Source organism: Streptomyces sp. NPDC058796 (assembly GCF_042745235.1).
GTDB lineage: Bacteria > Actinomycetota > Actinomycetes > Streptomycetales > Streptomycetaceae > Streptomyces.
Window position 1 is genome coordinate 154,253 of record NZ_JBHYOP010000013.1, and the last position, 23,993, is coordinate 178,245.

The 23,993-nt window shown below is 72.2% G+C and carries 20 protein-coding genes; 11 read left to right on the top strand and 9 right to left on the bottom strand.

All coding sequences use genetic code 11. The features are described 5' to 3' along the window. Positions 1-29: 29 nt before the first annotated feature. The 3 genes from ACFW47_RS29570 (at position 30) to ACFW47_RS29580 (ending at position 3,236) form a co-directional block, all read left to right on the top strand. Complete coding sequence (locus ACFW47_RS29570) at positions 30-440, top strand: nuclear transport factor 2 family protein (RefSeq protein WP_386286513.1); 411 nt, start codon at positions 30-32, stop codon at positions 438-440. 371 nt (positions 441-811) lie between these two features. Beyond that, a complete protein-coding gene (gene rho / locus ACFW47_RS29575) occupies positions 812-1,957 on the top strand; it encodes a transcription termination factor Rho (protein ID WP_386286515.1) in 1,146 nt (381 codons plus the stop codon). 97 nt (positions 1,958-2,054) lie between these two features. Continuing rightward, positions 2,055-3,236 (top strand): D-alanyl-D-alanine carboxypeptidase family protein, encoded by a 1,182-nt coding sequence (locus tag ACFW47_RS29580; protein WP_386307627.1) that lies wholly within the window; start codon positions 2,055-2,057, stop codon positions 3,234-3,236. A gap of 18 nt (positions 3,237-3,254) precedes the next feature. Here ACFW47_RS29580 and ACFW47_RS29585 read toward each other — a convergent pair whose 3' ends face one another. Next, positions 3,255-4,187 (bottom strand): glutaminase, encoded by a 933-nt coding sequence (locus ACFW47_RS29585; protein ID WP_383285282.1) that lies wholly within the window; start codon positions 4,185-4,187, stop codon positions 3,255-3,257. A gap of 129 nt (positions 4,188-4,316) precedes the next feature. Between ACFW47_RS29585 and ACFW47_RS29590 the strand changes: the two genes are divergently transcribed. Next, positions 4,317-5,375 carry a fatty acid desaturase family protein gene (locus ACFW47_RS29590; RefSeq protein ID WP_386307629.1) on the top strand — a complete coding sequence of 353 codons (1,059 nt, stop codon included), beginning with the start codon at positions 4,317-4,319 and terminating at the stop codon, positions 5,373-5,375. 30 nt (positions 5,376-5,405) lie between these two features. Here the strand turns inward: ACFW47_RS29590 and ACFW47_RS29595 are convergent, their stop codons facing one another. Continuing rightward, on the bottom strand, positions 5,406-6,242 hold the full coding sequence (locus ACFW47_RS29595; RefSeq protein WP_386307630.1) for an undecaprenyl-diphosphate phosphatase: 837 nt from the start codon (positions 6,240-6,242) through the stop codon (positions 5,406-5,408). Between the two features lie 83 nt (positions 6,243-6,325). Continuing rightward, a complete protein-coding gene (locus ACFW47_RS29600) occupies positions 6,326-6,613 on the bottom strand; it encodes an ArsR family transcriptional regulator (RefSeq protein ID WP_386286525.1) in 288 nt (95 codons plus the stop codon). Between the two features lie 162 nt (positions 6,614-6,775). Between ACFW47_RS29600 and ACFW47_RS29605 the strand changes: the two genes are divergently transcribed. After that, positions 6,776-7,183, top strand: coding sequence for a MarR family winged helix-turn-helix transcriptional regulator (locus tag ACFW47_RS29605; protein ID WP_386286527.1), 408 nt, complete (start codon positions 6,776-6,778; stop codon positions 7,181-7,183). On the opposite strand, the gene ACFW47_RS29610 is transcribed toward ACFW47_RS29605, so the two are convergent. Further along, entirely contained in the window at positions 7,180-7,581 is a 402-nt protein-coding gene (locus ACFW47_RS29610) for an SseB family protein (protein WP_386286530.1), read from the bottom strand. The genes ACFW47_RS29605 and ACFW47_RS29610 overlap by 4 nt on opposite strands. A 214-nt stretch (positions 7,582-7,795) precedes the next feature. Between ACFW47_RS29610 and ACFW47_RS29615 the strand changes: the two genes are divergently transcribed. The 3 genes from ACFW47_RS29615 (at position 7,796) to ACFW47_RS29625 (ending at position 12,159) form a co-directional block, all read left to right on the top strand. After that, positions 7,796-8,128 (top strand): DUF2795 domain-containing protein, encoded by a 333-nt coding sequence (locus ACFW47_RS29615; RefSeq protein WP_386286533.1) that lies wholly within the window; start codon positions 7,796-7,798, stop codon positions 8,126-8,128. A gap of 127 nt (positions 8,129-8,255) precedes the next feature. Then, positions 8,256-9,710 carry a glyceraldehyde-3-phosphate dehydrogenase gene (locus ACFW47_RS29620; RefSeq protein ID WP_386286536.1) on the top strand — a complete coding sequence of 485 codons (1,455 nt, stop codon included), beginning with the start codon at positions 8,256-8,258 and terminating at the stop codon, positions 9,708-9,710. A gap of 196 nt (positions 9,711-9,906) precedes the next feature. Beyond that, a complete protein-coding gene (locus ACFW47_RS29625; RefSeq protein WP_386307631.1) occupies positions 9,907-12,159 on the top strand; it encodes a hypothetical protein in 2,253 nt (750 codons plus the stop codon). 46 nt (positions 12,160-12,205) lie between these two features. On the opposite strand, the gene ACFW47_RS29630 is transcribed toward ACFW47_RS29625, so the two are convergent. The 4 genes from ACFW47_RS29630 to ACFW47_RS29645 all read right to left on the bottom strand — a co-directional run bounded on the left by ACFW47_RS29630 (position 12,206) and on the right by ACFW47_RS29645 (position 20,185). Next, positions 12,206-15,589: a CARDB domain-containing protein gene (locus ACFW47_RS29630; protein WP_386307632.1), complete on the bottom strand. Its 3,384-nt coding sequence runs from the start codon at positions 15,587-15,589 to the stop codon at positions 12,206-12,208. A gap of 372 nt (positions 15,590-15,961) precedes the next feature. Continuing rightward, a complete protein-coding gene (gene argG, locus ACFW47_RS29635; RefSeq protein ID WP_272590096.1) occupies positions 15,962-17,407 on the bottom strand; it encodes an argininosuccinate synthase in 1,446 nt (481 codons plus the stop codon). A gap of 46 nt (positions 17,408-17,453) precedes the next feature. Next, positions 17,454-18,896: an NAD-dependent succinate-semialdehyde dehydrogenase gene (locus ACFW47_RS29640; RefSeq protein ID WP_386307633.1), complete on the bottom strand. Its 1,443-nt coding sequence runs from the start codon at positions 18,894-18,896 to the stop codon at positions 17,454-17,456. A 20-nt stretch (positions 18,897-18,916) separates the two neighbouring features. After that, positions 18,917-20,185: an aspartate aminotransferase family protein gene (locus ACFW47_RS29645; RefSeq protein ID WP_386286543.1), complete on the bottom strand. Its 1,269-nt coding sequence runs from the start codon at positions 20,183-20,185 to the stop codon at positions 18,917-18,919. Positions 20,186-20,445: 260 nt separating this feature from the next. Between ACFW47_RS29645 and ACFW47_RS29650 the strand changes: the two genes are divergently transcribed. From ACFW47_RS29650 to ACFW47_RS29660, 3 genes are all read left to right on the top strand, one after another. Further along, entirely contained in the window at positions 20,446-22,113 is a 1,668-nt protein-coding gene (locus ACFW47_RS29650; RefSeq protein WP_386286632.1) for a PucR family transcriptional regulator, read from the top strand. Between the two features lie 120 nt (positions 22,114-22,233). Further along, positions 22,234-22,929 carry a GPP34 family phosphoprotein gene (locus ACFW47_RS29655; protein WP_386286545.1) on the top strand — a complete coding sequence of 232 codons (696 nt, stop codon included), beginning with the start codon at positions 22,234-22,236 and terminating at the stop codon, positions 22,927-22,929. 98 nt (positions 22,930-23,027) lie between these two features. Beyond that, positions 23,028-23,600 carry a dihydrofolate reductase family protein gene (locus tag ACFW47_RS29660; RefSeq protein ID WP_386286547.1) on the top strand — a complete coding sequence of 191 codons (573 nt, stop codon included), beginning with the start codon at positions 23,028-23,030 and terminating at the stop codon, positions 23,598-23,600. Positions 23,601-23,606: 6 nt separating this feature from the next. Here the strand turns inward: ACFW47_RS29660 and ACFW47_RS29665 are convergent, their stop codons facing one another. Next, on the bottom strand, positions 23,607-23,966 hold the full coding sequence (locus ACFW47_RS29665) for a DUF6463 family protein (RefSeq protein WP_386307634.1): 360 nt from the start codon (positions 23,964-23,966) through the stop codon (positions 23,607-23,609). Positions 23,967-23,993: the final 27 nt, after the last annotated feature.

The following is a 23,993-nucleotide window of genomic DNA, read 5'->3' on the forward strand; positions in this document are numbered from 1 at the left end:
CCAGGTGCCCACTGACCTCAGGAGTCACGATGCGGGCATTCCGCGCGGCGGTCGAGGCCCACGACCTCGACGCCGTCGAAGCACTGCTGGCCGAGGACGTGGTCTTCACCAGTCCCGTCGTGTTCAAGCCCTACCACGGAAAGGCGATCACGGCGGCGATCCTGCGTGCGGTCACCCGCGTCTTCGAGGACTTCCGCTACGAACGCGTCATCGGCGAGGCGGACGGCCGGGACCACGCGCTGGTCTTCACGGCACGGGTGGGCGACCGGGAGATCGGCGGCTGCGACCTCCTGCACCTCGACGAGGACGGCCGGATCGACGAGCTGACGGTGATGGTGCGCCCGCTGTCGGGCGCTCAGGCGCTGCAGGCGGCGATGGGCGCGCAGTTCGAGCGGATCGCCCGGGAGGCGCGGGAGGCGGGGGCGGGTTCGGGGACCTGAGTCCCGCCCGGGCACATGAGAAGGACGGAACATCCGTCGCACCCGCGGCGTTGAGGAGGGTGGGAGCCGGAAAGGCGCCCGCCTCTCCACCGCTCCACGGTCTCCATGGTCTCCATGGTACGGTGCGTGAAGCACTTGTGTACGCCCGGTTCCGGGCGCCGGTGCCTGTTTCTCTCTCGGTTCGCAGACCCGCCCGTCCAGTCGACCGGCGCGTCAGCTTCCCAGCACAACCTCGTGAGCGGGTGTCTCGATCCGCCGTGTCCGAGGTGCTGTTCCCGCCGTCCGGAGGAGTGTCGTCCGACCCCTCACGCGGCCTCTCACCCCTTCCTTCCGCATGTTCCGTGCCCGCGTCCTCGAAAGGACCGACCACCATGACCACCACACTCGAACACCCCCCCGTACGTCAGTCCCCGTCCCCGGCCGAGACCGTGCGCGGTGTCCTCGACATCGACGCGGGCGGGAAGGGACACCTGCGAGGCCCGAGCCTGCAGCCCGAGCCGGCCGACCTCTCCGTCTCCCCCGCGCTGATCCGCCGCCACGGCCTGCGCAAGGGCGACCTGGTCGAGGGCGTGCGCGGCGACCGCCGCGCCCTGTCCGACGTCGTCCGGGTGGGCGGCCGCGCACCCGGAGGGCAGGGCGGCCGGCGCCGGTTCGGCGACCTGACGCCGCTGCATCCGCACACCCGGCTGCGGCTCGAACACCCGGCGGCCGGGGCGACCGGGCGCCTCGTCGACCTGCTCGCCCCGGTCGGCAAGGGGCAGCGCGGCCTGATCGTGGCCCCGCCGAAGACCGGCAAGACCGTCCTCCTCCAGCAGATCGCCGCCGCGGTCGCCGGCAACCACCCCGGCTCCCGCCTCATGGTGGTGCTGCTCGACGAGCGCCCCGAAGAGGTCACCGACATGCGCCGGGCCGTGCGGGGCGAGGTGTACGCCTCGACCTTCGACCACGGCGCCAAGCAGCACATCGCGCTCGCCGAGCTCGTGATCGAGCGGGCCAAGCGGCTGGTCGAGGCCGGCGAGGACGTCGTCGTCCTCCTGGACTCCCTCACCCGGCTGTGCAGGGCGCACAACAACGCCGCCTCCTCCGGCGGCCGCACCCTCAGCGGCGGGGTCGACGCCGGGGCGCTGCTCGGACCCAAGCGGTTCTTCGGCGCCGCCCGGCAGGCCGAGGAGGGCGGCTCCCTCACCATCCTCGCCACCGCCCTGGTGGAGACCGGCTCGCGCGCCGACGACTTCTACTTCGAGGAGCTCAAGAGCACCGGCAACATGGAGCTGCGGCTCAGCCGTGAGCTCGCCGCCCGGCGGGTCTTCCCCGCCGTGGAACTGAGCGGTTCCGGCACCCGCCGCGAGGAACTGCTGCTGTCCCCCGCGGAGTCGGCCGCCGTGACCGGGCTGCGGCGGGCCCTGCAGACCCGGGACGGGCAGTCCGGTCTGGAGACGCTGCTGGAGCGGATGCGCCAGACCCCGGACAACGCGACGTTCCTGCGCGCCGTCCAGCCCACGCTGCCCACGGGCTGACGTCCGCCGTCGCTGCCGCTACGGCATCCGGGTGCTTGCGGACGCGACCCGGCCCGGGCAGCGTGGCGGTCCGGGGGTCCGTTCCTACGTTTGCGGTATGACTATCGGATTCTCATCTCGGGCGGTTCGCTCCACCTGTGTGCTCTGTGCGGCCGGGCTGCTGACGCTCATGCCCGCCGCCGCGGCCGCCCGCGCGGAACGGCCGGACCCCGGTCCGCCCGGCGGGTCACGGGCCACGGCGCCGCAGCAGGCGCTCCTGTACCGCTCCGGTACCCAGGTCCGGCCCCTACGGGGTGCGCCCGAGGTCCCCGATGTCTCCGCGCTGTCCTGGGTGGTGGCCGACGCCGGCACCGGCGACGTGCTGGCGGCGCACGACGCGCACCGCAAGCTGCCGCCGGCCAGCACCCTCAAGACCCTGTTCGCGCTCACGGTGCTGCCGGTCCTGCCGGGCGGCATCCGCCACGAGGTGAGTGCGGACGAGCTGTCCGGCATCGGGCCCGGCAGCAGCCTGGTGGGTGTCGTCGAGGGACGCACGTACCGGGTCTCCGACCTGTGGAACGGCGTCTTCCTGAACTCCGGCAATGACGCGGTCCACGTCCTCGCCTCGCTCACCGGCGGCTGGAGCGCCACGGCCGCCCGCATGCAGGCCGAGGCCCGCGCTCTCGGCGCCCGCGACACCCAGGTGCGCTCGCCCGACGGCTACGACGCGCCGGGACAGGTGTCGTCGGCGTACGACCTCGCGGTCTTCGGCCGGGCGGGCCTCAGGAACCCGGACTTCGCCCGGTACTGCAAGAAGATCGACGCGATGTTCCCCGGCCGCAACGGGGACTCCTACGGGATCCTGAACACCAACCGGCTGCTCACCGGGGCGGACGGTGTGGAGCCGTACCCGGGGCTCATCGGCATCAAGAACGGCTACACCAGCAACGCCGGCAACACGCTCATCGCGGCCGCCCGACGCGACGGACGGACTTTGGTGGTCACCGTGATGAACCCGCAGGAGGGCGGCGGCCACGCCGTGTACGAGGAGGCCCGCGCCCTGCTCGACTGGGGATTCGAGGCGGACGGCCGCGTCGCCCCGGTGGGATCGCTGGTGCCCGCTTCCGCCCGTCCTCGGCAGGGTCCCGAGGCCGTGCCCGCGTCGGTCACGACGGTCCGGCCGTCACGGGACGACGCGGGCTGGGCGGAGACCGGCGCGATCGTGGGCGTCGCCGGGCTCGGCGCGGGCGCCATGGCCCTCGCCCTGCGGCTCAAGCTGGTCCGGGCGGACAAGGGCTGACGCCGCCTCGGCCCCTGCTCAGAAGACCGAAAGACCCGTCAGCGTCGTGAAGCGGTCGAGGGCGGCGACCCCGGCCACCGAGTTGCCCCGCTCGTCCAGACCGGGGCTCCAGACGCACAGCGTGCAGCGGCCGGGCACCACCGCGATGATGCCGCCGCCGACCCCGCTCTTGCCCGGCAGGCCCACCCGGTAGGCGAAGTCACCGGCCGCGTCGTACGTCCCGCAGGTCAGCATCACGGCGTTGACCTGCTTGGCCTGACTGCGGCTCAGCAGCCGGGTGCCGTCGGCGCGGATGCCGTGCCGGGCCAGGAACCCGGTCGCCAGGGCGAGGTCCGCACAGGAGGCGGCCACGGAGCACTGCCGGAAGTACTGCTCCAGCAGGACCGGAACGGGGTTGTCGATGTTGCCGTACGACGCCATGAAGTGGCCGAGGGCCGCGTTCCGGTCGCCGTGCGCGGTCTCGGAGGCGGCGACCTCCTCGTCGTGGGTCAGGTCCGGGTTGCCGCTCTCCGCGCGCAGGAAGGCGAGCAGTTCGCCCGCCGCGTCGCCGGTACGGGTGTGCAGGCGGTCGGTGACGACGAGGGCGCCGGCGTTGATGAACGGGTTGCGCGGGATGCCGTTCTCGTACTCCAGCTGCACCAGGGAGTTGAACGGGTTGCCGGACGGTTCGCGCCCCACGTGCTCCCAGAGGGCGTCGCCCTCGCGGGACAGGTCGAGGGCGAGGGTGAACACCTTGGTGATGGACTGCGCGGAGAAGGGCTCACGCCAGTCCCCCACCCCGTACACCGTGCCGTCCGGCTCGGCGACGGCCATGCCGAAACGGCGCGGGTCGCAGGCGGCCAGCGCCGGGATGTAGTCCGCGGGCCGGCCGCTGCCCGGCGTCCGCTCGATCTCCTCGGCGATGCGTTCCAGGACCGGCAGGAAGGTCGTCGGCGTACTCATGATCGCCATTGTCCACGCGGGCGCGTCCCGGCGCGCAGCGGCGGGGAGGACCCCAGGTCGGGGGTGGGGCTGGCTGCACCCCCGGCTCGGGGGCCAACGCCATTCTGCGACCGGACGGCCGTGCACATACTGAAGTACATGGTCAATTCAACGGTGCTCGTCGAGAGCACGCCCGCGCGTGGACAGGAAAAGCGACGCGAGAAGGGGAGCGACTTTTCCGAACTCGGCCGGCGTATGGCCGACGCGGGGCTGCTGCGGCGCCGCCCGCTGTATTACACGGTCCGTTTCGGCCTGGTCGCCCTGGCGCTGGCGGGCGGTGTCGCCGCCTTCCTCCTGCTGGGGGACGGCTGGAGCCAGCTGTTCGTGGCGGTGGGGATGGCCGTCGTCTTCGGCCAGCTCGGACTGGCCGCCCACGACCTCGCCCACCGGCAGGTCTTCACCCGCCGGCGCCCCAGCGAGACCGGCGGACTGGTGGTGGCCAACCTGCTGCTGGGCATGAGCTACGGCTGGTGGATGAACAAGCACACCCGCCACCACGCCAACCCCAACCACGAGGAGAAGGACCCGGACGTCTCGCCCGACATCCTGGTCTGGTCCCGAGGGCAGGCGAGCCGGGCCGAGGGGCTGCCGCGTTTCATCGGGAAGCACCAGGCCGCGCTGTTCTTCCCGCTGCTGACGCTGGAAGGGCTGAATCTCAGCTTCAACAGTTTCAAGGCACTGCGCAGTCCCGCCATGAAACGGCCGGTCCTCGAGGGCACACTGCTCGTCGCCCACTTCGTCCTGTACTTCGGCGGCCTGTTCACGGTCCTCTCCCCCGGCAAGGCGCTCGCCTTCATCGCCGTGCACCAGGGCCTGTTCGGGATATACCTGGGCTCGGTCTTCGCACCGAACCACAAGGGCATGCCGATGATCGGGGAGAGCACGCGGCTCGACTTCCTGCGCCGTCAGGTCCTCACCTCCCGCAACGTACGCGGGGGGTTCTTCGTCGACGCCTTCATGGGCGGCCTCAACTACCAGATCGAGCACCATCTCTTCCCCAGCATGCCGACCCCGGCCCTCGGCAAGGCCCAGGTCATCACCGAGCGGTACTGCGCCGAACTGGGCGTCCCGTACCACCAGACGGGGCTGCTGGCCTCGCACCGGGAGGCGCTGCGCCACATGAGGAGCGTCGGGGAACCGCTGCGCAACGCCCGCTGAGCACCCGTGCGGTGTCCCGGCGTGCCGCGGTCAGCCCTGCAGTACGCCGGTGCCGAGCAGCCCGAACAGCAGGATGCCGACCGCGATCCGGTAGATCACGAACGCGTTGAAGGAGTGCTTGGCGACGAACTTCAGCAGCCAGGCGATGGAGGCGTAGGCCACCACGAAGGAGACCAGCGTGCCGACCGCCAGGGGCGCGGCGCCCGTCCCGGTGCCGAGGGCGTCCTTCAGTTCGTAGAGACCGGCGCCGGTCAGGGCGGGGATGCCGAGGAAGAAGGAGAGCCGGGTGGCGGCCACCCGGTCCAGGTCGAGCATCAGGGCGGTGGACATGGTGGCGCCGGAGCGGGAGAAGCCGGGGAAGAGGAGGGCGAGGATCTGGGAGCCGCCGACCAGCATCGCGTCCTTGAAGGAGGTGTCGTCCTCCCCCCGCTTGTGCCGGCCGGTCCGGTCGGCCACCCACATGACGCCGCTGCCGACGATCAGCGAACCGGCGACCACCCACAGCGAGGCGAGCGGCCCCTTGATCAGCGGCTTGGCGGCCAGCCCCACGAGCACGATCGGGACCGTCGCCGCGATGACCCACCAGGCGAACTTGTAGTCGTGGTGGTAGCGCTGCTCCCGGTCGGTCAGTCCGCGCAGCCAGGCGGAGACGATCCGCGCGATGTCCCGGCGGAAGTAGACGAGGACGGCGGCGATCGCGCCGACCTGGATGACCGCCGAGAACCCGATGACGGCGTCGTCGTCGACGGGGATGCCCATCAGCCCTTCGACGATCTTGAGGTGGCCGGTGGAGGAGACCGGGAGGAACTCGGTCACCCCCTCGACCGCTCCGAGGACGACGGCCTGACCGATGCTGATGGCGCTCATGGCATCCATGTCCTACTACAGGCGGTGAGCGGCTCACCGTCACCGCCGGAGCGCGTCGGCCTCAGTCACCCCCGTGAGCGCCGCTACCAGTCCTTCTCGAACATCCGCGCCACTTCGGCGATCCGCACCTCGTCCCTCCGGTAGTACGTCCGCCGGCGGACGCGGACGGCGCGGAGCAGCCCGACTCTCGCGAGGAGTTCGAGGTGGGTGACGGCAGCGCGGCGGGACACACCGAGCTTCGCGGCGACCAGCTCCGCGCGGACGCCGTGCGCGACGACGTCCTCGTGGTGCCGCGGCGGGAAGTGGGCGGCCGGCTTCCCGAGCCATTCCAGGATGGCGAGGCGCGTACCGCGCACGGGGGTTCTGAGCATCTCGCCCTCCCTGGTTCCGGGCCCGCCCGTACCGTGTCCTCCCACTGTCCCGCAGCCGGTACCCCGCTGTCCGGCACTCCGGCACCCTGCTCCCGGTCTCGCACTCGCGCGCGCACTGGTTGCACGGGAAACGAACCGTGGTCCCGGTGTTACCGTGCAGACATGGCAGCCAGGACGGCCGGTGCGCGGCTCGGGGAACGGTGGCGGGAGATCCTCTCGGTGCACGCGCGCACACTGTGCGAGATCGACCGCGTGCTGCACCCGCACGGTCTGGGCGCGAGCGACTTCGAGGTACTCGACATCCTCGCGACCGAGGGGCCCGAGGAGGGCTCCCAGTGCCGGGTGCAGAACCTCGTCGGCCATGTCCACCTGAGCCAGAGCGCGCTGTCCCGCCTCATCGCCAGACTGGAGAAGGACGGGCTGGTGGTGCGCTCGATGTGCGCGGAGGACCGGCGCGGCGTGTACGTCGCCCTGACCCGCAGGGGCCGCGACCTGCACGCGCAGGTGCTGCCGCTGCAGCGGGCCGTGCTGGCCCGCATGCTCGGCGACGAGGCGGGCGCTCCCTTCTAGGGCCGGGCCAGCAGGGTGCGTACGCCGTCCGACGTGAGCGTGAGGCGGTGCTCGGAGCCCGCGTCGATGGACAGCGACAGGTCGTCGGCCGGCCACTGGGCGGCGAGGGCGCCCAGCGGCACCAGGCGGTAGCGGGAGACGTACGGCAGCAGGTCCGCCATCTGGAGCTCGGACGTGAAGACCGGGACCACCTGCCGGCCGCCCTGCTGTTCCAGCACCGGAAGCGCGAGCATCCCCGGGTCGGCGGCGTCCTGGTCGTTCGCGTCGTCGGGGACGGGGACGAGCACGTCGCTGCTCGCGAGCGTGTCGAGCGCCGCCGTGTCCTCGGTGTTCTCAGCAAGTGCGTCCAGCGCGCGCTGGGCGGGCGAGACGGAGTTGTCGTTCGCGGGTGTTTCCATGACAGATCCCTGGTCGCGGCGGTGGGGTTCCCGCCCCGGACGATCGGCGCGGGGGCGGTCCAGCCTCGCGTACCCGATCGCCCAGGCCGCAATCCTGTTCGATGATTCGCCCGGAATGTGAGGAGTGGGACCCAGGGGGTTACTCGGGGACTCCGAACGCCCCGCAGGCCCCACGGGCCCACAGGGGCCGAGTCACGGACCGGGAGAAGACCTCATGTCCCACAGCACCAGCGCCCGAGAGGTGGCCGAAGCCATCAAGGACGTCGACTTCCCCGCGCGCAAGGACGATCTGATCCGGGCGGCACGCGAGGCGGGCGCCTCGCAGGACGCCGTCGCCGCGCTGCGCGGCATTCCGCCCGAGAGCTACGCCAATCGCGAGGAAGTGGCCCGGTCGGTGCGCGTGGACCCCGCGTCCGACCTCGGCACGTCCCGCGCACAGCGCGCCGAGCAGGCCCGCGCGGGCGGCAAGCCCGGCCAGTCGCAGCACCTGCGTGAGGTGCCGAAGCCGCCCGTGGAGGAGGAACTGGACCGCGGCCGGGACCGCTGACGACCCGGTTCGGTGCGGGAGCGAGGGCCTCGCGGCCCGATCATCTGATCACAACGAGGCCCACTTGATCGATCATAAGGGCGATGGGGTTAGCATATGAGCGCCGCCTAGCTCGAAAGATAGAGACGTGACTGTCAACGACGACTCGTTCACCAACTGGAAGAACCGCGAGGAGATCGCGGAGTCGATGATCCCGATGATCGGGAAGCTGCACCGTGAGCGGGACGTCACCGTCCTGCTGCACAGCCGCTCCCTGGTGAACAAGTCGGTGGTCAGCATCCTCAAGACCCACCGCTTCGCCCGGCAGATCGCCGGCGCGGAGCTGTCGGTCACCGAGACGATGCCCTTCCTGCGGGCCCTCACCACGCTGGATCTCGGCCCCTCGCAGATCGACATCGGCATGCTCGCCGCGACCTACAAGAGCGACGACCGCGGGCTGTCGGTGGAGGACTTCACCGCCGACGCCGTCGCCGGGGCCACCGGCGCCAACAAGATCGGCCGTGGCGAGGGGCGCGACGTCGTCCTGTACGGCTTCGGCCGCATCGGCCGGCTCGTCGCCCGTCTGCTCATCGAGAAGGCGGGCTCGGGCAACGGCCTGCGGCTGCGCGCCATCGTGGTGCGTGGCGGCGGTGAGCGGGCCGCCGAGGACATCGTCAAGCGGGCCTCGCTGCTGCGCCGCGACTCGGTGCACGGCCAGTTCCAGGGCACGATCACCGTCGACGAGGACAACAGCACGATCCTCGCCAACGGCAACGCCATCAAGGTGATCTACGCCGACGACCCGGCGCAGGTCGACTACACGGCGTACGGCATCAAGAACGCCATCCTCATCGACAACACCGGCAAGTGGCGCGACCGGGAGGGCCTGTCCAAGCACCTGCGCCCCGGCATCGACAAGGTCGTCCTGACCGCGCCGGGCAAGGGCGACGTCCCCAACATCGTGCACGGCGTCAACCACGACACCATCAAGCCGGACGAGCGGATCCTGTCCTGCGCGTCCTGCACCACCAACGCGATCGTCCCGCCGCTGAAGGCGATGGCGGACGAGTACGGCGTGGAGCGCGGCCACGTGGAGACCGTCCACTCGTTCACCAACGACCAGAACCTGCTGGACAACTACCACAAGTCGGACCGCCGCGGCCGCAGCGCGCCGCTGAACATGGTGATCACGGAGACGGGCGCCGCCTCGGCCGTCGCCAAGGCCCTCCCGGACCTCAAGGCGAAGATCACCGGCAGCTCGATCCGCGTCCCCGTGCCGGACGTCTCGATCGCGATCCTCAACCTCCAGCTCGGCCGCGAGACGACCCGCGAGGACGTGCTCGACCACCTGCGCGAGGTGTCGCTGACCTCGCCGCTCAAGCGCCAGATCGACTTCATCAGCGCGCCCGACGCGGTCTCCAGCGACTTCATCGGCTCGCGCCACGCCTCGATCGTGGATGCCGGCGCGCTCAAGGTCGAGGGCGACAACGCCATCCTCTACCTCTGGTACGACAACGAGTTCGGCTACTCCTGCCAGGTCGTCCGCGTCGTCCAGCACGTCTCCGGGGTGGAGTACCCGACGTACCCGGCCCCGGCGGTCTGATCGCCGCAGTCCGTGGCGAGGGGCGGTCCGGGCGGACACCGCCGGCACTGCGCGCACCCGCAGTGCCGGCGGCACCGGGCAGAAGGTCCAAAGCGGGAGCTGACCCGCGTCGGCCGACCGTGCCGGGGCATGAGTGTGGTGGCGTACCACCCGTACGCCGTGTCGCACGACGGTCGGCCGAAACGAGAATGGGGTCATGGACGGACTGGTTCGGCGTTCCCCCTGGGTAGGGGTGCTGATCTGGTGCGTGGCGGTGCTGAGCCTGTCCGTCCTGGCCGCGGCGGCGGTGGTGCGCAGTACCGTCCTCGATCCCAGGTTCTACTCCCAGGTGCTGGAGGACGAACGCGCCTACCAGCGGTTCTACGACGAGGTGCTGGTCGACCCGGCCAGTACGCCGCTGACCCAGGAGCTCCTGGACCGGCTGCCCGTGCCGCAGTCGACCATCACCTCGAACCTCAAGGTGGTGATCCCGCCGGAGACGCTGCGGGCCATGGGCGACCGGCAGATCACCGAGGTGGTCCACTATCTGGAGGGGGACCGCGGCCGGCTGCGGATCACGGTCGACCTGGAGCCCGTCGTGGCGAACGTCGAGCGGCTCAGCCAGGCCTACTTCGGCGACGCCGTGGCCGCCCTGCAACAGCGGTCCGAACCCGACTTCCAGGCCTTCGTGCAGCGCCTGTCGGAACTGGCGGGGCAGGTGGTGGCCGGTGAGGCGCCGCTGGAGGGCCTGCCCTCGCTGCCGCTGTCCCACGGGCAGGCCCGCGCGGCGACCGAGGTGCTGATGCGCCTGGTGCCGGCGGACGCGCGCGCCGGGATCAGACCCACCGTGCAGGCGGCGCTGGACCGCGGGGACGTGGCCGGGGCACTGGCGTCGGTCGCGCCGGTCGCGCTGACGGACCAGGTCCGGGCGGCGGCCGCGGAGTTCCTGCGGGAGGCCCGGGAAGGCACCTGGGTCATCACGGTCGACGTCGACCCGACGCGGGAGGCGCTGGCCCCGGTGGACCGCGCCCGTTCCGTCACCCGCCTCTTCCAGGAGGTGGTCGAGCCGGCGGCGGCGGTACTGTGCGCCGCCGCGCTCACCCTGCTGTGGCTGTCCACGCCCGGTCCCGTCAGACGGCGGCTGATGCCGCTCGGGTGGGTGCTCGCGGCCGCCGCCTCGCTGACGGCCCTGACGGTGCTGCTGCTGCGTCTCATGCCGGTCGACGCCCTGTTCGGGACTCCGGCCTCGTGGCCCCCGTCGGCGGCGGAACTCCTCACGGACGTCCAGGCCACGGCCGTCGACCAGCTCCTGACGACCGCCGTGCTCGTCGCGGTGATCCTGCTCGCGGCGGGCGCCCTGCTGATCACCGTCGGATGGGCCTGGGAGACCAGGCCCGGCATGCCGGTCCTCACCGATCCGCGGCACGGCCCGACGCTGACCTTCGCCGTCACGGCGTGCGCGCTCGTCGGCACGATGCTGGCGCCGGTGGCCGTCACCGGTTCCTCGCCCCGCATCTGCCAGGGCAGCGCCGAGCTGTGCGACGCCCGGTACGACGAGATCGCGCAGCTGGCCTCGCACAACGCGATGGCCACGACGGCGGACCGGTTCATCGGCCCCCTCCAGGACCCGGACATCGTGGGCCAGCTCGACGCCGGGGTGCGCGTCCTGCTCCTGGACACGCACCGCTGGGAGCGGCCCGAGGAGGTCGCGGACCGGCTCAGCACCTCGGACTTCTCCCCCGCGCTGCGGCGGCGCCTCACCGGCATCCTGGAGCGGGTGAACCCTCCGGAGCCCGGCCTGTGGCTGTGTCACTCGGTGTGCGGCGCCGGGGCGCTGGAGCTGGCGCCCACGCTGCGCCAGATCGGTGACTGGCTGCGGGCGAACCCCACGGAGGTCGTCACGCTCATCCTTCAGGACGGGGTCGGCGCCGTCGACAGCCAGGCCGCCTTCGAGCAGGCCGGGCTCTTGGACCTGCTGTACGAGCCGGACCCGGACCCGGACCGCCCGTGGCCGGAGCTGGGGGAGATGATCGACGGGGGCCGGCGGCTGGTCGTCTTCGCGGAGAAGGCCGACGGGCCCGCGCCGTGGTACCGCAACCTCTACCGGTACGGCATGGAGACGCCGTTCGCGTTCCGCAGCCCGGACGACATGTCCTGCCTGCCGAACCGGGGCGGCACGGACAAGCGGCTGTTCCTGCTCAACCACTTCGTCACGGCCGGCGGCGGGCGGCGGCTGGACGCCGGGACCGTCAACTCCCGGGAGCGGGTGCTGGAGCGGGCGCACAACTGCGAGCGGCAGCGCGGCAGGCCGGTGAACTTCGTCGCGGTGGACTACGCGACGATCGGCGACGCGCTCGGCGCGGTCGAGGAGCTGAACGCGGAACGCCGTGAGGACGACGGCCGCTTCCCCGTGGAGCGGTCGCCGGACCGGCTCGGCGACGCGGTGGTGGCCGCGTCACCGAGGGAGTGAGGCGAGCCGGCGGTCCGCGGGCGGACCGCCGGCCGGTGCGCCGCCCCTAGCGGTTGATCTTGAACTGGGAGCCCGGCTCGACGCGTATGTCGCCTTCCGCCGAGTTGGTGATCGTGACGTCGGTCAGGGTGGCGCTGCCGCGGGCGCCGCCCATCGCCAGGATGCCCGATCCGTTGTTGGACCCGCCGATGCGGACGTTGTCGATCCGCACGTCCGGCATCGCTCCGCCTCCCGTCTTGAACTGGATGCCGTCGTAGGTCGAGTCGAGGATCTCGGTGTCCCGGATGGTGACGCCCGGGATGTCCTGGCCCTGCGCGAAGAGGGTGATCGCGCCGAACTCCTGCGCCTCGTTCCAGAACGCGCCGCCGGTGCGGTGCAGGGCGTTGCCCGTGATCAGGGTCTGCCCGGAGAAGGGCAGCGGGTCGTGGTCGGTGGCGAGCATGATGCCCGGGTAGTTCATCGTGTCGGAGATGACGTTGTTCTCGATGGTGTTGCCGTGGCCGCCGTAGATCGCGATGCCGTTGGCCCGCCACGGGAGCTGGATGGTGTTGTTGCGGAAGTGGTTGTCGTGGCCGACGTCCACCGAGGTGTCCTTGACGTACTTGCTGGCCCACACCGCGAGCGAGTCGTCGCCGGTGTTGCGGAAGGACGAGTTGTAGACGGTGGAGTTGCGGGTGCCGTTGGCGAAGTTGATGCCGTCGGCGTAGGTGTTGCGGATGCGCATGCCGGTGAACTCCAGGCCGTCGCCGGGGCCCCACAGCTCGGGGATGTTCGAGTAGTCGCGGCCGGCCCAGACACCGACGTTGGCGTGCTCGATCCACACGTTGCTGATCTTGGTGTCCTTGCCGAAGCGGCCGTTGAGGCCGACGCCGCCCTCGTGGTTGCCGTCGCCGCCGCGGATGGTGCCCGACCCGAAGATGGCGAGGTCGGAGATCTGGGTGTTGTGGTCGATGTCGAAGCCGAAGTTGCCCTCGTGCGGGTGGTTGATGCCGCCGGCCTCGTGCGGCGGGGTCAGGGTGTGGAGCTGGGAGTGCCACATGCCCGCGCCGCGGATGGTGACGTCCCGGATGCCGACCTGGTTGAACTGGCCGCGGTTCTGCGGGTCGTCGGTGAGGATCTTCTGCTCCTGGCGCCACTGCCCGGCCGGGATCCACACGCAGGGGATGTCGCCGTTCTGGTCGGCGGTGACGGCCCGCTGGATGGCGTCGGTGTCGTCGAGCCCGTCACCGGGGACGGCACCGTACTCGGTGATCGAGACGCAGCTGTCCGGCTTGCTCTTCGGCGGCGCGACCTGCTCCAGGTCGATCAGGTCGATGACGTAGAAGGCGGCCGTGTCGCCCGCGTCGCGCTGGAGGCGGAACTCGGTGCCCTGCGGGAAGGTGCGGTCCAGCAGCGCGTGGGACTCGTCGAACAGCCGCCGCGCGTCACCGCCGGGCCGGTTGGTGAGGCCCTCGGGGTCGTCCGTGTTGCCGTACAGCCAGCTGTGCTTGGAGGACAGGGTCAGCTTCCGCACGAACTTGCCGTCGGCGTAGAGGCTGATCGTGGCCTCGGCTCCGCCGCCGCCGGGGGCGTCGGGGATGGAGTTGCGTACGACGATGGAGTTGGTGGGCGTGGTGGAGGTGAACTCGACGTACTGTCCGGTGGTGTCGAGCCGGACGGACTTGCGGCCGGAGGACTCGGTGCCGAAGTTGGTGTGCCCGAAGGTGCGCTTGGCGTCGGTGGTGAGCAGGGTGCCCTCGTAGCGGCCGTTCTCCGCCTCGTACTCGGTGTACGGGACGGCGGCGCCGCGTCCGACGACGATGGACCTGGCGAGGACGTTGTTGTTCTCGTTGGTCTCGGTGACGACGCCGGTCGCGTCGGCGGTGGCGGTGAGCGTGGCGCCGCCGCTCGTCGCCTTCCAGGTGCCGCTGATCGGCACGTTGACGGTGGCGCCCGCGGCCACCTCGCCGGTCGTGCCGTTCAGGGTGGTGGTGCCCGCCTGGAGCCGGGTCACCGAACCGGCCTCGACGGCGCTGGTGCCGCGGTTGTGCACGGCGACGGTGAAGGTGACGGGCGCGCCCACGGCCGGGTTGGCCGGGTCGGTGGTGATCGAGCGCACCTCCAGGTCGGGACCAGGGGCCCGGTCGACGACCAGCCGGTCGGAGGCGGTACGGCTGTTGTTGGAGTCGTCGAGCTCGGCGACCGTGTCCCGGGGGTCGGCCACGGCGGCGACGGCGTAGCTGCCGGCCGCGTGGGTGCCGGTGGCGATCTCCACCTCGGCGGACTCGCCGGGGCCGAGTGCGGGCACCTCCGCGCTGCCGGCGGTGGTGCCCTCGACGGTCACCTCGGCCGTGGTGGCGGCCGAGGGTGCGGTGCCGGCGTTGCGGACCGTGGCGTTGACGGTGACCTCGTCCCGCTCGGAGGGGTCGGCGGGCGACCAGTCGAGGCCGGTGACGGTCAGGTCGGGCGCGGGCGCGGCGGCACCGACGACCTGGAACTCAGCGACCTGGCCGCCGGGCGCGCCGGTGTTGGAGAAGAACCTGAGCCGTACGTCGGACACGCGGCCGGTGACCGGGATGGTCACGGTGTTGTCCGTGCCGGGGCTGAAGGAGTAGTCGGCGCGGGCCCGCAGCGTGGTGAAGCCGCTCTCGCCCAGCGCGCGTCCGAGCACCTGGACGCCCTGGGTCCGGGCGGACCAGACCGGGTCCGGGTTGAGCTTGACGACCACGGCGCTGACGTCCGCGTCCGCGCCGAGCTTCACGGTGAGGTCGGCAGGGTGGCCGGCGGCCTCCCAGTAGGTGGAGGTGGAGTCGTCGGTGGCGTTGGCGGCGACGTAGGAGTGGACCGACGAGGTGGCCTCGACCGGCTTGTTGCGGGCCAGGTTGGTGCCGGTGGGCGGTGGCTCGGTGACCACGTCGTCGCCGTACACCTCCAGTTCGGACAGCTGGGCCGCGTTCCAGCCGGTGTTGCCGGTGACGTGGACGCGGACGTGGCGCGTGTCGCCGGGCGCGTCGAGGTCGAGGGCGACGGTGTTGGCGCGGGCGGGGTCGAAGGCGCGTGGCGCCGAGGCGTCGAGGGTGCGGAAGACGGAACCGTCGGTGCTGCCCTGGAGGGAGAGGGTCTGGCTGCGGCTCTCCCAGCCGGCGGGCAGCTTGAGGACCACCCGCTGGACGTCGCGGGCCTCGCCGAGGTCGACCTGCACCCACTGCGGGAAGGAACCGGCCGGGCCCTCCCAGTAGGTCGCCTGGGTGCCGTCGGTGGTGTTGCCGGCCGGGTACGCGCCGTGCGAGCCGCCCGCGGTGGCCGGGCGGCCGAGGGCGAGGTTCACGTCGGCGGCGGCCGGGGCGGCCTGGGCGTCGGCCGCGAAGGGCAGCGGGAGCAGCCCGGCCGTCATCAGCCCGGCCACGACGGCGCCCGTCAGCGACCGTCGGCCGAGAGATCTCCATCTCATGGGGGTCCTCTTGTTCGGTGGGGAGTCGGGGGGTGCGACAGGCCGGCAAGCAAAGGGGAACCATCGGCCATGCACGTCAATTGAGCAGGACAGTCGATTCTTTGCGGAAAGGGCGTCATCAGGTTTCTAGCGCGTCACCTGTTTGTCAACGGTCCTCGCCACGCCCGGATTTGATGCGCAAACCCCTTGCGCTCCTTGCGGTGGTCTTGCGTTGACGTTGACCTGCGCATGTCGCGTCCGTTCGCCCCGGCGACACCGGTTCGTCCTTGTACGGCACGCAAGTCGTGCACCGGGACGAGAAACAGAAAGGCCGGCCCGACGCCCGTAGGCGTCGAGCCGGCCCTTGCCGGTGGTGCGTCCCCTGGGACGCGGTCAGTCCGTGCCGGACTCCATGGCGGCGCGGTCCAGCAGCTCGTCGTCGCCGGAGACCTGGCCGCGCGAGGCGATCGCCTGGGCGCCGCCTTCCGGCATGGCGCCGATCAGCCCCGTGGCGGCGGCCTGGGCGGCGCCGATGGCGGGGTTGGCGGTGCCGATCATGCCGAGTCCGGCGTACTGCTCCAGCTTGGCGCGGGAGTCGGCGATGTCGAGGTTGCGCATGGTGAGCTGGCCGATGCGGTCCACCGGTCCGAACGCGGAGTCCTCGGTGCGCTCCATGGACAGCTTGTCCGGGTGGTAGCTGAACGCCGGGCCCGTGGTGTCGAGGATCGAATAGTCCTCACCGCGCCGCAGCCGGAGGGTGACCTCGCCGGTGACGGCCGAGCCGACCCAGCGCTGGAGCGACTCCCGGATCATCAGCGACTGCGGGTCGAGCCAGCGGCCCTCGTACATCAACCGGCCCAGGCGCCGTCCCTCGGTGTGGTACTGGGCGAGGGTGTCCTCGTTGTGGATGGCGTTGACGAGGCGCTCGTAGGCCGCGTGCAGCAGGGCCATGCCGGGGGCCTCGTAGATGCCGCGGCTCTTGGCCTCGATGATCCGGTTCTCGATCTGGTCGGACATGCCCATGCCGTGGCGGCCGCCGATGGCGTTGGCCTCCATCACCAGGTCGACCGGGGAGGCGAACTCCTTGCCGTTGACCGTCACCGGGCGGCCCTGGTCGAAGCCGATCGTCACGTCCTCCGCGGCGATCTCGACCGACGGGTCCCAGAACCGCACGCCCATGATCGGCTCCACGGTCTCCACGCCGGTGTCGAGGTGCTCCAGCGTCTTGGCCTCGTGGGTGGCGCCCCAGATGTTGGCGTCGGTGGAGTACGCCTTCTCCGTCGAGTCCCGGTAGGGGAGGCCGTGGGCGAGCAGCCACTCGGACATCTCCTTGCGGCCGCCGAGCTCGGTCACGAAGTCGGCGTCCAGCCAGGGCTTGTAGATCCTCAGCTGGGGGTTGGCCAGCAGGCCGTAGCGGTAGAACCGCTCGATGTCGTTGCCCTTGAAGGTGGAGCCGTCGCCCCAGATCTGGACGTCGTCCTCGAGCATCGCCCGCACCAGCAGGGTGCCGGTGACGGCACGGCCGAGCGGCGTGGTGTTGAAGTAGGCGCGCCCGCCCGAGCGGATGTGGAACGCCCCGCAGGTGAGGGCGGCCAGGCCCTCCTCCACCAGCGCCGCACGGCAGTCGACCAGGCGCGCGATCTCGGCGCCGTAGGTCTTGGCGCGGTCGGGCACCGAGGCGATGTCGGGCTCGTCGTACTGGCCGATGTCGGCGGTGTACGTGCAGGGGACGGCGCCCTTGTCACGCATCCACGCGACCGCGACCGAGGTGTCGAGGCCGCCCGAGAAGGCGATACCGACGCGCTCGCCGGTGGGGAGGGAGGTGAGGACCTTGGACATAGGAAGAGTATGCATGATTACGCATGACCATGCAAAGCCTGGGTGGTCAGCGAGCCGGCATCGCCAGGTACTGGTACTCCAGGAACTCCTCGATGCCCACCGTCCCGCCCTCGCGCCCGAGCCCGGACTGCTTGATCCCGCCGAAGGGCGCGGCCGGGTTGGAGACGAGGCCGGTGTTGAGGCCGACCATGCCGACCTCCAGGCGCTCGCCGACGCGCAGGGCCCGGTCGAGGCCCTCGGTGAAGAGGTATCCGACGAGCCCCCAGGGGGTGTCGTTGGCGCGCCGGACCACCTCGTCCTCGTCGTCGAAGGTGAGGATCGCGGCGACCGGTCCGAAGATCTCCGTGTCCATCAGGCGACTGTCGGGGGAGACCCCGGTGAGCACGGTGGGCGGGTAGAAGCAGCCGGGCCCGTCGGGGGTGCGGCCGCCCACGAGCACGCGGGCACCGCGTTCCAGCGCGTCGGCGACCAGCGCCTCCACCTTGGCCCGTCCGGCGGCGTCGATCAGCGGGCCGACGTCGACGCCGTCCCGGGTGCCGGGGCCGACCACGAGGGCGCCCATGCGCTCGGCCAGGCGCCGGCCGAACTCACCGGCCACCGAGCGGTGGACGAAGAAGCGGTTCGCCGCGGTGCACGCCTCGCCCATGTTGCGCATCTTCGCGACCATCGCGCCGTCCACGGCCTTGTCCAGGTCGGCGTCGTCGAAGACGATGAACGGCGCGTTGCCGCCCAGCTCCATCGACGCGCGCACGACCGTGTCCGCGCACTGGGCCAGGAGCAGCCGCCCGACAGCCGTGGAGCCGGTGAAGGACAGCTTGCGGATCCGGCCGCCGCGCAGGAGCGGTTCGCACACCTCGCCCGCACGGGAGGTGGTGACGACGTTCAGGACGCCGTCCGGCAGCCCGGCCTCCTGGAGGATCGCGGCGAGGGCCAGGCCGGACAGCGGTGTCTGCGGGGCCGGCTTGAGGACCGTCGTGCAGCCTGCCGCGATCGCCGGGCCGATCTTGCGGGTGCCCATGGCCAGCGGGAAGTTCCACGGTGTGATCAGCAGACAGGGTCCGACGGGGCGCCGGGCGAGCAGCATGCGGTTGCGTCCGTCGGGGAGGATGCCGTGACCGCCGTCGATGCGGACGGCCTCCTCGGAGAACCAGCGGAAGAACTCCGCCGCGTACGCCACCTCGCCCCGGGCCTCCGCGAGCGGCTTGCCCATCTCGGCCGTCATCAGGCGGGCGAGCGCGTCGGTGCGGCCGAGGATGATCTCGTAGGCGCGGCGCAGGATCTCGCTGCGGGCCCGGGGCGCCGTACGGGCCCACTCCTCCTGCGCCTGGACCGCCGCCTCCTCGGCGAGCCGGGCGTCCTTGGGCCCCGCGTCGGCGACGTGGCGGAGGATCTCGCCGGTCGCGGGGTCGTCCACGGGCATGACGGCGCCGTCGGCGGCGTCCGCCCAGGCGCCGCCGATGAACAGCCGGGTCGGTGTGTTGTCGGTCATCGGGCTCCTCCTCGCCGTGCTCACCGGTCCGCGGCCTGCGAGGTGCCGGCCCGCACCGCGGCCGCCCAGGCCCGCAGCCCCTCGTCGATCTCCGACTCGCCGATCACCAGCGCGGGAATCATCCGCACCACCTGGTTCCACGCGCCGCACAGCAGCAACAGCAGGCCCTCGTCGACGGCGGCCCGCTGGACCCGGGCGGCGGTCTCGGGATCGGGCTCGCCGTCCTCGGTGACGAACTCGGAGGCCAGCATCAGCCCCATCCCGCGCACGTCCCCGATGGCCGGCGTGCGGGCCGCCACCGCCTCCAGTCCCCGGCGCAGCCGCGCCCCCATGGCCTCGGCGTTGTCGACGAGTTTCTCGTCGCGTACGACGTCGAGGGTGGCGCAGGCCGCCGCGCACGCCACCGCGTTGGCCCCGTAGGTGCCGCCCTGCGAGCCGGGCCAGGCCTTGCGCATCAGTTCCCCGGGGGCGGCGATCCCGGACAGCGGGAACCCGCTGGCCAGCCCCTTGGCGGTGATGAGGACGTCGGGGGTGACGCCGAAGTGCTCGTGGCCCCAGAACCGGCCGGTGCGGCCCACGCCGGTCTGCACCTCGTCCAGGATCAGCAGGAAGCCGTGCCGGTCCGCCCGTTCCCGCAGGCCTTCCATGAAGGCGCGGTTCGCGGGCACGTACCCGCCCTCGCCGAGGACCGGCTCGACGATGACAGCGGCGGTGTCGGCGGGCGAGGAGATCGTCTGGAGGGTGTAGTCGAGTTCCCGCAGGGCGAAGCGGGTGGCGGTGTCCTCGTCCCAGCCGTAGCGGAACGCGGTCGGGAAGGGGGTGACGACCACGCCGCTCATCAGCGGTGAGAAGCCGGAGCGGAAGCGGGTGCCGGAGGTGGTCATGGAGGCGGCGGCCACGGTGCGGCCGTGGAAACCGCCGTGGCAGACCAGGACGTTGGGCCTGCCCGTGGCCTGGCGGGCCAGGCGCAGCGCCGCCTCCACCGCCTCGCTGCCGGAGTTGGTGAAGAACAGGCTGTCCAGTCCCTCGGGCAGCACCTCGCCGAGCCGGTCGACGAGCCGGCGCAGCGGCTGGTGCATGACGGTCGTGTACTGGCCGTGGATCAGCGTGCCCACCTGCTCCTGGGCGGCGGCCACCACCCTGGGGTGGCAGTGCCCGGTGCTGGTGACGCCGATGCCGGCGGTGAAGTCCAGATGGCGGCGGCCGTCCTCGCCGTAGAGGTGGACGCCCTCGCCCCGGACCGCCGTCACGGGCGTGGCCTGGCGAAGGTGCGGCGACAGTGCGGTCATGCTCGTCTCCCGGCCTGGTCGTCGGTCGTACTGCGGTGCCCCGAGCCTGCCCTCGGTACGCGCCCGGACAACGCGTGATCTGTCCGGGCGCGGCGCGGTGTCCGGACGTTGTGTCAACCGGTGCGCTCCACCGTGCCGCGCCCTTGGCGCCCGGCTCGCCCCCGGGCGCCCTTGCGCAGGTCAGTGACGCTTGTCAGAGTGACAACAGCGCGCAGGGAGGCACCGTGAGCGAGAACCGGGACCCGGCTCCGGGACCCGTCCTGGACGGCACGGGCGCCCCCGTGCCCGCTCCGTGCCCGGCCCCGGCGGGGCGTCCGCTCACCGTGGCCGACGTACTGGCGCTGCCGGTCGTGGCCGACGGCGACCCGCGGGTGGTGACCGGCCTGGAGCACATCGACCGCCCGGTGCGCTGGGTCCACATCACCGAACTGACCGACCCGGCCTCCTTCCTCAAGGGGGGCGAACTGGTCCTCACCACCGGCATGCCGCTGCCCGACGACGCCAATGGGGTGCGCCGCTACGTCGACGAACTCGCCGCGGTGGGCGCCGCGGCCCTGGTCATCGAGCTCGTCCGCCGGTACCACCGGCCGCCCGACGCGCTGGTCGAAGCCTGCCGGGCGCGCGGTCTGCCCCTGGTCACGCTGGCCAAGGACGTGAACTTCCTGGACGTCACGCAGGTCGTCCACGCGCTGCTCCTCGGCAACCAGGCGGACGCGATGCGCCGGACCCAGCGCGTCCACGAGGCGTTCACCGCCCTCACCCTGCGGGGCGCCGGGCCCGAGGACGTGCTGCGCGCCGCGGCGGAGATGAGCGGACACACGGTCGTACTGGAGAACCTGGTCCACCGGGCACTGTTCTGCGAGCCCTCCGGCACCACCCCGGAAGCCGTGCTCACCGACTGGGAGCGGCGCTCCCGGTCCACCCCCGCCGCCGACCGGACGGGAATCCGCGGGCCCGAGGGCTGGCTCGTGGCGCCGGTCGAGTACCAGGGCGAGACCTGGGGACGGGTGGCCATGCTCCACGGCCCGCCCGGTGCGTCCGGCCCGGCCCGCACGGCCGCTCCCCCGCCCTTCGGTCCCGAGGACGTCACGGTCCTGGAGCGCACCGCGATGGCCCTCACCATCGCCCGCCTCACCCATCCCACGCCCTGGGAACGCGCCGCGCACCGCAACGCCCTGCGCGACCTCGCGGAACAGCGCCACCACTCCCCTGCGGACGCGCGCGCCCGCGTCACGGCGCTCGGGCTGCCCGCGGAGCACGCCCGCTTCGTCGCCGTCCTCGCCGACGTCCCGGCCGGATCGGAGACCGCGAGGACCGAGGCCCGCCTCTCCGAGGAGCTGGACGCGTCGGGAACGCGGGCACTCGTCGGCCTCCTGGCCCCCACCCGCATCGGCGTGCTCCTGGCGCTGCGCCCGTCCCAGCCGTGGCGGCAGGCGGTCGAGCGGGTGAGCCGGACCGTCCTGCACCCGGCCCCGGGCACGACCGTGAGCGTCGGCTCCCCGGCCGGGGACCTCGCCGACGTCGCCCGCTCGTTCCGCGAGGCGGCCGGGGTGGCCGAGGCGACCGGGCCTGGCCAGCCCCTCCCACCGGACCGCTCCTTCCACGAACGGTCCGACATCGGCCTGCGCCGCCTGCTGTTCGCGCTCCGCGACGACATCCGGGTCCAGGAGTTCGCGGAACGGCAGCTGGGCCGTCTCCTCGACCACGACGCCCGGCACGGCACCGGTCTCCTGGCCACCCTGCGGGGCTACCTGGACGCCGCCGGCAACAAGACCGTCGCCGCCCGCGCGGCGGGCGTGTCCCGGGAGACCGTCTACCAACGCCTGCGCACCATCGAACGGCTGCTCGGCCGCGACCTGGAATCCGGCGAGCAGCGCACCGAACTCCACGTGGCGCTGCAGGCGCTCGACGCCCTGCGGGGGCGCTGACCGCGCAGGCGGGACCGGCGGTGCGGGAACGGCGGACCCGGGTGGGAGCGTCCTGGAGGGCACGGGGTGAAAGCCTCGCCCGCGACCGCCCGCCCAGCCCGGCACCGGAGGACCGAACGCATGGCATCCCCCACTAAGATCCCGGACGTCCCGGAAGTCCCCACCACCCTCGGCGAGCAGCTCCTGCTCCTCTCGCTGGACGACGAGTCCGGTACCGCACGGGAGTCGGCGCGGGTCGCGCCGGCGATCGCCGCGGCCGCGCTGGTGGAGCTGTCGCTGGCCGGCCGCGTGGACGTGACCGACGAGGAGGTCACCGTCGTCGACGCGACGCCGCTGGGCGAGCCCGCCCTGGACGCCGCGCTCGAAACCGTCGGCGGCGGCGAACCGGGCACGGCCAAGGACTGGATCGAGCGGCTGAAGACGGACGCGGCGGCCCGGGCGAACACCGGCCTGATCGACAAGGGCCTGGTCCGCGAGGAGCGGAGGAAGGTGCTCGGACTCTTCCCCGTACGCCGCTACCCGCAGGCCGACGGCTCCGTGGAGGGGGCGGTGCGCCGGCGCCTGGAGGCCGTCGTCCTGGGGGGCGCGGCACCGGACGAGCGTACGGCGTCCCTGGTGGCCCTGCTGCACGGAGCGAAGCTGCACCGCCTGGCCTTCCCGGAAGCCGACGCGCGCCGCGTGGTGGCGGCCATGGAGTCGGTCTCGCAGGGCCGGTGGTCCGCGGCGGCCGTGCGCCACGTCGTGAGGGCCGCCGAGGACGCGCTGGCGGTGATCGTCGCGGTGACGGCGGCGACGACGGTCGTGACGACCGTCTGAGGTTCACTGGGGACGCGGCGATGAGTTTCCCGCCGGCCGCCGGTCCTACATCCTGAACGTGCTGGAAACAGACTTGAGACAGACAGTGGGGACCCGAGATGCGTACCTTGATCAGCACCGCCTTCGTCTCGCTCGACGGCGTGGTGGAGGCCCCGGGCGGCGAGCCCGGATACCGGAACTCCGGGTGGACCTTCAAGGACGTGGAGTTCCTGCCCGAGGCGTACGAAATCAAGGACCGGGAGCAGAAGGAGGCCTCGGCCCTGCTGCTGGGCCGGGTCAGCTACGAGGCGTTCAGCCCGGTGTGGCCGGACATGGCGGAGTTCCCCGGCTACAAGGTGATGCCGAAGTACGTCGTCTCCACCACCCTCACCGAGGACCGCCTGGTGTCGAACTGGGGCGAGACCACGATCCTGCGCTCCCTGGACGAGGTCGCCGCGCTCAAGGAGACCGAGGGCGGCCCGGTCATCGTCCACGGCAGCGCGGCGCTGAACCGGAGCCTGTCGGACGCCGGACTGATCGACCGCTACCACCTGCTCGTCTTCCCGCTCCTCCTCGGCGCGGGCAAGCGGCTGTTCAGCACCACGGACAAGGACACCCAGAAGCTGAAGCTCGTCGAGCACGAGGTCTACGCCAACGGCCTGCAGAAGCAGGTCTTCGACGTGGTGCGCTGACCCGGCTCAGCCGCGCAGTGTCCTGCGCAGCACTAGCCCGCCGATCGCCGCGAGGGCGGGGAAGCCGCCCTTCGGCATGACCGCGGTGCCCGCCACGCCGACGGCGGCCAGCACGGCACCGGCGGCGCGCTGGGCGGGCAGGTCCCGGTGCTCCTCCGCGGACCGCAGCAGCCGGCCGCCCATCCACAGGGCGGGCGCGGCGGCCAGGAACCAGAAGGCGGTGGCCCGGTCGCCCCGGTCCGGCACGGACCCCAGGAGGTTCCCGCGCGCCAGGTCGGCGAGCACGTCGCGGTAGACCACGGCGCCGACGGCACCGTGGGCCAGGCCGACGAACTGGAGTTGGCGTCCGGCTGAGCATCGCGTCATGGCCTCATCGTACGGGCGGGACGGTCG

Excerpts from the sequence above, each read along its gene's own strand:
- ACFW47_RS29570 (WP_386286513.1), top strand. The coding sequence starts at position 30 with ATGCGGGCATTCCGCGCGGCGGTCGAGGCCCACGACCTCGACGCCGTC.
- rho (WP_386286515.1), top strand. The coding sequence starts at position 812 with ATGACCACCACACTCGAACACCCCCCCGTACGTCAGTCCCCGTCCCCG.
- ACFW47_RS29580 (WP_386307627.1), top strand. The coding sequence starts at position 2,055 with ATGACTATCGGATTCTCATCTCGGGCGGTTCGCTCCACCTGTGTGCTC.
- ACFW47_RS29585 (WP_383285282.1), bottom strand. The coding sequence starts at position 4,187 with ATGGCGATCATGAGTACGCCGACGACCTTCCTGCCGGTCCTGGAACGC.
- ACFW47_RS29590 (WP_386307629.1), top strand. The coding sequence starts at position 4,317 with ATGGTCAATTCAACGGTGCTCGTCGAGAGCACGCCCGCGCGTGGACAG.
- ACFW47_RS29595 (WP_386307630.1), bottom strand. The coding sequence starts at position 6,242 with ATGAGCGCCATCAGCATCGGTCAGGCCGTCGTCCTCGGAGCGGTCGAG.
- ACFW47_RS29600 (WP_386286525.1), bottom strand. The coding sequence starts at position 6,613 with ATGCTCAGAACCCCCGTGCGCGGTACGCGCCTCGCCATCCTGGAATGG.
- ACFW47_RS29605 (WP_386286527.1), top strand. The coding sequence starts at position 6,776 with ATGGCAGCCAGGACGGCCGGTGCGCGGCTCGGGGAACGGTGGCGGGAG.
- ACFW47_RS29610 (WP_386286530.1), bottom strand. The coding sequence starts at position 7,581 with ATGGAAACACCCGCGAACGACAACTCCGTCTCGCCCGCCCAGCGCGCG.
- ACFW47_RS29615 (WP_386286533.1), top strand. The coding sequence starts at position 7,796 with ATGTCCCACAGCACCAGCGCCCGAGAGGTGGCCGAAGCCATCAAGGAC.
- ACFW47_RS29625 (WP_386307631.1), top strand. The coding sequence starts at position 9,907 with ATGGACGGACTGGTTCGGCGTTCCCCCTGGGTAGGGGTGCTGATCTGG.
- ACFW47_RS29630 (WP_386307632.1), bottom strand. The coding sequence starts at position 15,589 with ATGAGATGGAGATCTCTCGGCCGACGGTCGCTGACGGGCGCCGTCGTG.
- argG (WP_272590096.1), bottom strand. The coding sequence starts at position 17,407 with ATGTCCAAGGTCCTCACCTCCCTCCCCACCGGCGAGCGCGTCGGTATC.
- ACFW47_RS29640 (WP_386307633.1), bottom strand. The coding sequence starts at position 18,896 with ATGACCGACAACACACCGACCCGGCTGTTCATCGGCGGCGCCTGGGCG.
- ACFW47_RS29645 (WP_386286543.1), bottom strand. The coding sequence starts at position 20,185 with ATGACCGCACTGTCGCCGCACCTTCGCCAGGCCACGCCCGTGACGGCG.
- ACFW47_RS29655 (WP_386286545.1), top strand. The coding sequence starts at position 22,234 with ATGGCATCCCCCACTAAGATCCCGGACGTCCCGGAAGTCCCCACCACC.
- ACFW47_RS29660 (WP_386286547.1), top strand. The coding sequence starts at position 23,028 with ATGCGTACCTTGATCAGCACCGCCTTCGTCTCGCTCGACGGCGTGGTG.
- ACFW47_RS29665 (WP_386307634.1), bottom strand. The coding sequence starts at position 23,966 with ATGACGCGATGCTCAGCCGGACGCCAACTCCAGTTCGTCGGCCTGGCC.